The sequence below is a fragment of the Acidobacteriota bacterium genome, assembly GCA_026393675.1.
Taxonomy (GTDB): domain Bacteria; phylum Acidobacteriota; class Vicinamibacteria; order Vicinamibacterales; family JAKQTR01; genus JBAXOX01.
Window position 1 is genome coordinate 148,369 of the sequence record JAPKZQ010000030.1, and the last position, 8,289, is coordinate 156,657.

At 66.1% G+C, this 8,289-nt stretch carries 6 protein-coding genes; 1 reads left to right on the forward strand and 5 read right to left on the reverse strand.

Features of this window, described 5'->3' with window-relative positions:
• Nucleotides 1–96 precede the first annotated feature (96 nt).
• Nucleotides 97–429, forward strand: coding sequence for a hypothetical protein (locus tag NT151_08575; GenBank protein MCX6538973.1), 333 nt, complete (start codon nucleotides 97–99; stop codon nucleotides 427–429).
• Here NT151_08575 and NT151_08580 read toward each other — a convergent pair.
• The 5 genes from NT151_08580 to NT151_08600 form a co-directional block, all read right to left on the reverse strand.
• Complete coding sequence (locus NT151_08580) at nucleotides 401–1,597, reverse strand: DUF2891 domain-containing protein (protein MCX6538974.1); 1,197 nt, start codon at nucleotides 1,595–1,597, stop codon at nucleotides 401–403. The two genes, NT151_08575 and NT151_08580, sit on opposite strands and share 29 nt — an antisense overlap.
• A 43-nt stretch (nucleotides 1,598–1,640) precedes the next feature.
• Nucleotides 1,641–2,747 (reverse strand): phospho-N-acetylmuramoyl-pentapeptide-transferase, encoded by a 1,107-nt coding sequence (mraY, locus tag NT151_08585; protein MCX6538975.1) that lies wholly within the window; start codon nucleotides 2,745–2,747, stop codon nucleotides 1,641–1,643.
• Nucleotides 2,744–4,786, reverse strand: coding sequence for a glycosyltransferase (locus NT151_08590; protein MCX6538976.1), 2,043 nt, complete (start codon nucleotides 4,784–4,786; stop codon nucleotides 2,744–2,746). The genes mraY and NT151_08590 overlap by 4 nt, the downstream gene beginning before the upstream one ends.
• A gap of 32 nt (nucleotides 4,787–4,818) precedes the next feature.
• On the reverse strand, nucleotides 4,819–6,906 hold the full coding sequence (locus NT151_08595) for an alpha-L-fucosidase (protein MCX6538977.1): 2,088 nt from the start codon (nucleotides 6,904–6,906) through the stop codon (nucleotides 4,819–4,821).
• A gap of 198 nt (nucleotides 6,907–7,104) precedes the next feature.
• Nucleotides 7,105–7,746: a transposase gene (locus tag NT151_08600; protein ID MCX6538978.1), complete on the reverse strand. Its 642-nt coding sequence runs from the start codon at nucleotides 7,744–7,746 to the stop codon at nucleotides 7,105–7,107.
• Between the last annotated feature and the right edge of the window lie 543 nt (nucleotides 7,747–8,289).

Genomic DNA, 8,289 nt, shown 5'->3' on the forward strand with positions numbered 1-8,289 from the left:
TGCCGGGTCTGAAGCCCCGGCCTCCAGCGCTAAGCCCCCGTCGTCCGCCCGTTCGGCAAACACTCCCGATGCCGTCTTGGGAGTAAGGAGGCCAAGATGACCGACTGGATCTGGAATGCGTGGCTCTGGCAATGGCTCGGGTTCGTGCTGATTGGCGGCGGACTCATCGCTGGCGGGTTGGCCATTGCCGATCACAGGCGCCAGGGGCGCGTCCGGACCGAGCTTGGCATCCCGAGCCATCTGCCCGCAAACCCCCAGATCAACATGGCCAAGATTCCGGTCGGCGGGGATATCGGCGGTCTCGTGGTGGTTGTCGGGATTTTTCTCGCCTGCCTGCCGGTGATGTGGGGTTGGTTCCTCGCCGTCGGCGTCGGGGCCGTGCTCGTCGCCGTCTCGCTGTTCATCTGGCATCGCGTCCACCCGTGGTGAGCCCGCGGGCGGTCACCAGGTACACGGCGAAGCTCCCGAGCCAGTGCCCGCCTTCGTAGTGCTCGCCAGTGATGGCCTTCAGTCCCACCGTGCGGTGCCGCAGCGCCGCCGCCTGGAGAGACGCGCGACGAGCATCGGATGGCGCCAGGCCCGTGATGATGCCATCGAGCATCCACGCCCGACTGAGGTTTAAGCCATCCAGATGCGCCAGCTTCGGATCGCCGGGATCGGTCACAACGGCTGGCTCGAGCCATGTCGCCGATCCGTTCACGGGAATCACGGGCAGGAAGGCCTGCAGCCAGGCGCCGTAGCCTGATCGCGGCAACACGCGGCGCATCAGGTCGGCCTCCGCGAGGCAGGGCGACAGGAAGTCCTGGCCGGACGGCTCGTAGGCGAACGGGCAATTGCGGTCCTTCCCGTAATACGTCGCGATGCGCGAGGTCAGCAGATCGATCATCTGCTGATCCCTGGCGATGTGCGCCCAGTCGAGCATCAGCCCGAACGAGAAGGCTGTCTGGTCGTGCTCGCCGATCCGGATGGGCCGTGACAGCTTTGGCAGCCAGTCCTTGATGCGCGCGGCGGCGGCCTGCTCGAGAGGCTTCAGCGTGGCGGCCCACGCTCTCGCCTGCGGCGTGTCCCATTCGCGCAACTCGGCCGCCAGTTGCAGCAGCCACGCCAGGCCATAGGGACGTTCGAAGCTGGTCCGTCCCGCGCCATTGAGGTACTGCACCTCGCCCGCGATGTTGGCGGCAGTCAGACTGGTGGCGAGCGCCTGCCTCGCCGGCTCGGCAAAGGGCGCCGTGGGAAATGTGCGAGCCAACCGCGCCAGGAGCCAGTGCCCGTGCACGGACGAATGCCAGTCGTAGCACCCGTAGAAGACGGGTGTCAGCTGGTGGGGCGCCCGCACGTCGGCATCGCCGTTCAACACGTGCGCAATCTTATTGGGATATTCCTTGTGCACGCACGCGAGAGCGAGGTTGGCGAAACGCGCCGCCGACGCTGCCGTAAAGTCGCCGCGAGCGGCCGACCGCTGGGCCGCCACGGATGCGGCCGTCACGTCGCCGCGGGCTGCCGATCGCTGGGCCGCTACCGACGCGGTCGACACCGTTGCCGTGATCGCCAGCGCACATCCCAGCACGACCCACACCACATACCGCTTCGAGATCATGGTACTTGCCTCCACGTGTCGAGCAGGAGTCCCGGATGGGACACTATCGCAGTTTGACGGTCGCAATCGACACCAGCGCGAGAATCAGCGACACAATCCACAATCTGATCACGACCTTGGTCTCGGCCAGCCCGGTGTGCTGCATCTGATGGTGCAGCGGTGCCCGGTAGAACAGCCGTCGGCCGAGCCACTTGATGCCGACCTTGTCCTGGACCTGCGAGGTGACGGCTTCGGCAATGAACAGGCCGCCCAGGATCAGGAAGAGCGCTTCCTGTTTGACGACGACCGAGAGCGTGGCCAGGCAGCCGCCAATGGCGAGCGAGCCAGCGTCACCCATGAAGATCTGCGCGGGATAGGCGTTGTACCAGAGGAACCCGATCCCGGCGCCGGCAAAGGCGGCGCACACCACGATCAACTCGCCGGCGCCAGGCAGGTGCGGGAAAAACAGGTAGTGGGCCCAGACCGCGCTGCCCATGACGTAGGCAAACACGCCCAGGGTCGACACCGCCAGCACCGACGGCACGATCGCCAGACCGTCGAGCCCATCGGTGATGTTGACGGCGTTGCCGACTAGCACGACGAACAAGAACGCGATGGGCAGGTAGACCCACAGCGAGTTGAAGAGCGCCGCTTTCACAAACGGCACGTAAAACGCCCCGGCCTCCTTCGCGGGCAGCGGCGACCACGGGCTGGCCAGGAACACGACGAACAACCCGGCGAACGCGCCCTGCAGCAGCAGTTTCCGCCCCTCGCTCATGCCGCGATTGCCTGACCTGGCCCGCCATTTCGCCACGTCATCGCTCAAGCCGATGAGCGCGAACCACACCATGCCGACCAGTACGCTCCACACGTAGCGGTCCGTCGGATCGCACCAGGTTAGAGATGCGGCCAGCACACTGCCGACCATGACGGCGCCGCCCATCACCGGAGTGCCCGCCTTGTCGAAAGACGACGGCACGCCCGTCTCGCGCACCTGGTCAACGAGCCCCCGTCGGTGGAGGTACCAGATGAATCGCGGCATGAGCGCGAGCACCAGCAGAAAGGCCGTCATCGACGCCGCGATGGCGCGCACTGACAAGTAGTCGAGCAGCCTGAGAATGGACCAGGCGCGGTAGCCGCCTTCGAGCAGATGTCCGAGCAGGTGAATCATGTGCCCGAACTCCTTTGTCGTGCGATGGCGTCGAGGACGCCCGCGTAGGAACTGCGAATGGTGAATTCCGGCCGGAAGTCCGTGGCGGTCAGCACGAATCCTCGAAGCTGCCGTTCAAGCTCGGCGAGATCGCCCGCGCGTCCGCGTTCGACCAATGACAGCAAGCCCCGCAGGCCGGCAGCCCGTACCACCCAGTACCGGTAGTTCTGCAATTCAATCAGCGCCGGCAGCGCGTCGTCCTGCCCGCCGATCGTGCCGAGGGCTTCGGCAGAGGTTGCGACCACCTCGATCCACGAATCCCGCAACAAGCCGATGAGCGACGCGGTCAGCCGACGCCGCGCCTCGTCGCCAAACGACCGATCAAGTGCGGCCGCGGTTCGCGCGGCCTCGCTCCGGACTTCGTAGTACGGATCGGTGAATGAGGCCACCAGGATCTCTTCGACCGCTGGCGTCACAACCCCGAGGCGCGCAATGCAGGTGAGCGCGTTGCGGCGGATGAAGCCCACCTGTTCAAAATCGCCGCCGAACATCCGCTTGTACCAGGAGGCGGGACGGCGGTCCTGGAGCAGGGCGACGACCAACGGGAGCTTGTCGCGCGCCTGCAAGAGGCCGACGAGCTTGACGCCCAGATTCCGGCTTTCCCACCGCGGACTGACAAGCAGCGTGGCGGCGCGGCTCGTGTAATAGGCCCGGTCATCGGCTGGCGGTATTTCGCGCTCTATCCGGTAGTCGTGCTTTCTGGCGCCCAGGGCGCGCTCGAGTTTGCTGAGAAGCGCCGCGTTGGACAGCAGGCTGGCGCCAGACTCACGCGGCGCGTCCGCCGGCCTGCCCACCAGTGTCGCGTCGATCGTCTCACCGGCCACAACACGTCGAATGAGGTCGAGGGCATCCTGCTGCACGAATCGCCGCACCGCGCCCGCCATCTGGCGCAGGCGCGCCGGCTCGACCACGTCGAGAATCGTGGCGGCGAGCAGACCGCCATCCAACTCCTCAACCAGCGTGCCGTTGCGCTCGCGGGTCTCCTCGTAGAGCACGACTGCCCCGCCCGTCCTGGCGAGCGCCCTCGCGTTCATCACCTGGTGTTCGCCGGGCAGGTTTGCTTTCGGCACGACGATCGCCGGCAGCCCGAGCGACGCGATCTCGTTCAGCGTGCCCGCTCCCGCACGCACGACCACCAGATCCGACAGCGCGTACACCCGTTCGATCTCGTGAAAGAACGGTCGCGACACGTAGAACGACTCGATCTGGCGACGTTGTTCGTCGGTGTACCGGGCGCGCAGCCGCTCGGTCGTCGCCTGGCCCGCGTCGTAGCCGCTGCCGGATTTTCTCAGGCCGGTACCATGGATGATGAAGAGCCTGTCACGGTGCGACAGCAGCGATCCGAGGGCATCGACGACGGCCTGATTAATGGTGCGCGCGCCTTGCGAACCGCCAAACGCGAACACGACCGTGCGGCCGGCAGGCACCGCGAAGTCCAGCGACTGGCGGACCGCGTCGCGCTCGATCGCCTGGATGCGCCGCCTGAGCGGGTAACCGGCCACGATGCCGTTGGCGGGAAACGCCGCAAGCGTTTCGGGAAACGACACAAAGACCCGATCCGCGAGGCGGCCCACGAGCAGATTCAGCCTTCCCGGCGTGGCATTCTGCTCGTGCACGTACACCTTCGCATCGCAGAGGCCCGCCCGCTTCAGCAGCGACGCGGCGAACATCACGGGCGCCGACGCAAATCCGCCCGTGCCGACGATCACGTCGGGCCGAAAACCCCGAACGAGGAAAAGTGCCTTGAGGGTTCCGAGGGTGAGGTTGGCCAGGAAACGGAGCCACTGCGGCGACGGGCGAGCCCCCGGATAGGCCGACGCCCGGACGTAGCGAATCGGGATGCCTTCGCGTGGGACGACGTCGGACTCGGCGCGGCCCCGCACGCCGACATAGAGATACGCCGTGCGCTCATCGCCGAGCGCCCGTCCGATCGCCAGTGCCGGGTTCACGTGCCCGGCGGTGCCGCCCCCGGTCAGGAGGATGCGCGAAAAGGCCGTCATCGCGTGCGGCTCAAGGGTATCACGCGGCGACGCTACTTGCGCCGCAGCACGCGGGAAGGTATGGGCTCTTTCTGGATGCCGGGTCCGCTCCAGGACACGCCTAGTTCGAACCCGCCCGATTGCTCGAACATCGCGACCCGAAGCGGGTGGAGCCCCTTGTCGAGCGCCACAGCATTCGAGCGTTCCCGGGAGCTGTGAAGACCGTCGTTATCGACGACCAGCACATCATCCAGCCAGAGCCGGCTTCCGTCATCCGATCTGACGTAAAAGTGGTACACGCCCGTCGCCGGCACGTCGATGAACCCCTGGAATTCGAACGCAAACTGCATCTCGCGGGTGCGGGGCGTGAGATCAAACGTCGCGACCGCGCCCGAGCGCGAGGGCTTCGCCACATCGAAATCTGGCAGCCGTTGGAAGTCGCCCTCCACGACCGTGTAGCCGAGCCCAGGCACAACACCGGTCACTCGCACCGCCGGGCGCGGTGTGACGCGCGTGAAGGCAGCGTCGGTCACGCGGCTCACCGGCGTGGAGCCGCGATAGGCCTGGGCGCGCACGGTTGCCGATTGCGTTAGTGTGATGGCGCCAGTCGCGACCGGCGACGCCCCTGTCGGCTGGCTGCCGTCCACGGTGTAGCGCAGTTGCACGTTGCGGCGGGCGGTCGAGACGCGCACGTTGAGCGCGTCGACGAAGATGGGCGCGTCGGCTTCGATCGACGGAGGAATCGTCACATCCGGCTCGCCCGCGATATCCAGTTCCACGACGACATCGGGCGACGGTATCGCTCCGGCCGGCGTGTCTTCCAGGGCAATTCGCACATCGTCGCCACGCCGCTCGACGGCGAGTGTCCGCGCCCTGGTCTCTCCCATGAAGCGAGCGGCCTTCACCTCGTTCAGCAACCCCGGAACCACCAGCACGCGGTCCGCGGGTATGTCGAAGATGTGCAGGTAGAGCCGCGTCATGTTCGCATCGAGGCGGCGCTCGGTCGATCGGCCCCAGGGAAGCGATGGAAACGGGCTCGCGCTGGTGCCGTAGATGGACTGGCTGTAGACACGCATCCAGTCGCCGATGCCCTTGAGGCGATCGACGCTCTCGGGCGGGAATTCGCCCTCGGCCGTCGGCCCGACATTGAGGAGGAAGTTGCCGCCCTTCGATGCGATATCCACAAGCTTCCGGATCAGGTCCTCTGTGGTCTTGAAGTCCTTGTCCGCCCGGTTGTAGCCCCAGTTCCGGTTCATCGTCATGCAGGTTTCCCAGTCGAGTCCGGGCACCCCGGTTGCAGGTATCTCCTGTTCCGGTGTGCCGAAGTCGCCGACAAGCCCCTGGTCGCGATTGAGTCCGAAATCGCCGCCGGCACGGCCCACGCGGTTGTTGATGATGATCGACGGCTGCAGCGCGCGCACGTAGTCGTAGAGATCGCGCCCGCGCTCGTTGGTCCATGTGCCCTCCCATTGACCGTCAAACCACAGCACGCCGATGGGCCCGTAGCCGGTGAGCAGTTCCTTCAACTGCGCTTTCATGTACCGCACGTAGCGCTCGAAATCCGCCCCGGCCGCCGGCCGCGAGGCCTGTTCCCAATCCCGCCTCGGCACGTAATCCGGATGGTGCCAGTCCATGATCGAGTAGTAGAAGCAGAGCCTGAGTCCCTCGCGCTGGCACGCGGCTGCCAGTTGCTTCAGGATGTCGCGGCCAAACGGCGTCGCCATCACGTCCCAGTCGGTCTCCTTCGAATCGAACAGCGAAAAGCCGTCGTGGTGCTTGCTCGTGATGACGATGTACTTCATGCCCGCCGCCTTGGCGAGGCGGACCCACTCGTCGGGATTGAATCGGGTGGGATTGAACCGGTCACGGAACTTCTCGTACTCGCCAATCGGAATCTTCGCGGTATGTCGAATCCACTCGCCGTACTCGGTGCGCCCGTTCCACTCTCCTGCCGGCACCGCGTAGAGTCCCCAGTGGATGAACAGGCCAAAGCGCGCCTCGCGCCACCAGTTGAGGCGCGGGTCCGGCGGGTCGCCTGCAAGCCCCGCGCGCGATGCACCCTGGACGGCCGCCAGGCCGGCACACAGGGCGAGCGCGAACATGAAGCGGGTCCAGTGACGGCGGCGGAATGATGGCGTCATCTCTGTCATGCCTCCTCGGGACGGTCCTCGTGGGGGATTATCCAGCAGAACGGCTGTCGCAACGGCAACTTCTTGAAGCGTCACCGCGGGGCGTGTGGCTGCATCAGGTGCCGTCTCGAGCCTGGGATCGCCGGGCTCCAGCCCGGCCCGCAGTCCTGGCAGCGTGACACCTCTGGGCTCGCCACCCTCGGACGTGGCCTACACGGCGCGGGAGTCGGAAGACAGCCTGGCACTGCTCCAGTTCCAATCTTCCGGACGACTCACCAATCCCGCTTTGACCGGATTGTCGTGAATGTAGCGCCGCACAGCGTGAAAGTGTTGCTCGTCTCGGATGAAACGGTCCCAGTAGTCCCGATGCCATACGGGACCGCTCGCCACCGGTCCCGCAAGTGCCTCCGGAAACTTCGCGAGGCGCCTACCGGTGAATGACTTCCAAGATCCGACGATGCGAGCCAACTCCCAGCGGGCCGTCGTCTGGAACAGTGCGTGAACGTGATTCGGCATCACGACCCAGGCGTAGAGGGTGTACCGCTCGCCGTCGAAAAACAGCAGCGCGTCCTGCACGAGTTGAGCCGCGCGTGGCGCGCGAAGCAGACAATTGCCATGCCCGGCGTCTATCCAGTCGTCAATTCTCTGCCGCCGCTCTGTGTCACGGGATGCAGACGCGTTCGTCGCGACCTCGACATTGAGACGAGCGAGCGCATCGGCAGGCAAGCTGTCTGCAAGATGGAAGGTGACGTGTTGGACGACGCGTTCGGAATCGAAATGCGGCAAGTACCCGCGCGAGCGCCACGCCTGAGGACTGTCGCCGAGACTAATCCAAGAATCGCCGCGCTGCATCGGAACGGATTCTATCGGATCGCCAGCCTCGGGCATTAGGCGCTGCGTCTTCCCTGGGATCGCCACGCTCCAGCGTGGCTAGATCCGGAGCCGGGCTGGAGCCCGGCGATCCCAGGGCGGGTCACGCTGCCAACTGTCTGATCGGTGTCGAGCCTGGGATCGCCACGCTCCAGCGTGGCCTCTCTTCGAGCCGGGCTGTCCGCCTCCGCGCGAGGCGCTACGGCGAGACCTCGACTGTAGCTCAACGAGCGAAGTCGAGGAGCCGGCGATCCCGGGGGCGGCATCGCTAATTGCCGGGCTGGAGCCCGGCGATCCCAGGGGTGTCCCGCCGTCAGGACCGCAGGCCGAGCCGGAGCCCGGCGATCCCAGGGCGGGTCACGTTGCCAACTGTCTGATCGGTGTCGAGCCTGATAGGGGTAGGGAGAGACGATTGTGTTCGTCCCCCCCTCCCTCCGAACTGGACGGGCGGTTCTCCCGCATCCAGCTCTCCAGTTGGTGGTGTCACCTCGATGAGGGGTGACGCGCAGCAGCGTAGGCGTCGAC

Excerpts from the sequence above, each read along its gene's own strand:
- NT151_08575 (MCX6538973.1), top strand. The coding sequence starts at position 97 with ATGACCGACTGGATCTGGAATGCGTGGCTCTGGCAATGGCTCGGGTTC.
- NT151_08580 (MCX6538974.1), bottom strand. The coding sequence starts at position 1,597 with ATGATCTCGAAGCGGTATGTGGTGTGGGTCGTGCTGGGATGTGCGCTG.
- mraY (MCX6538975.1), bottom strand. The coding sequence starts at position 2,747 with ATGATTCACCTGCTCGGACATCTGCTCGAAGGCGGCTACCGCGCCTGG.
- NT151_08590 (MCX6538976.1), bottom strand. The coding sequence starts at position 4,786 with ATGACGGCCTTTTCGCGCATCCTCCTGACCGGGGGCGGCACCGCCGGG.
- NT151_08595 (MCX6538977.1), bottom strand. The coding sequence starts at position 6,906 with ATGACGCCATCATTCCGCCGCCGTCACTGGACCCGCTTCATGTTCGCG.
- NT151_08600 (MCX6538978.1), bottom strand. The coding sequence starts at position 7,746 with ATGCAGCGCGGCGATTCTTGGATTAGTCTCGGCGACAGTCCTCAGGCG.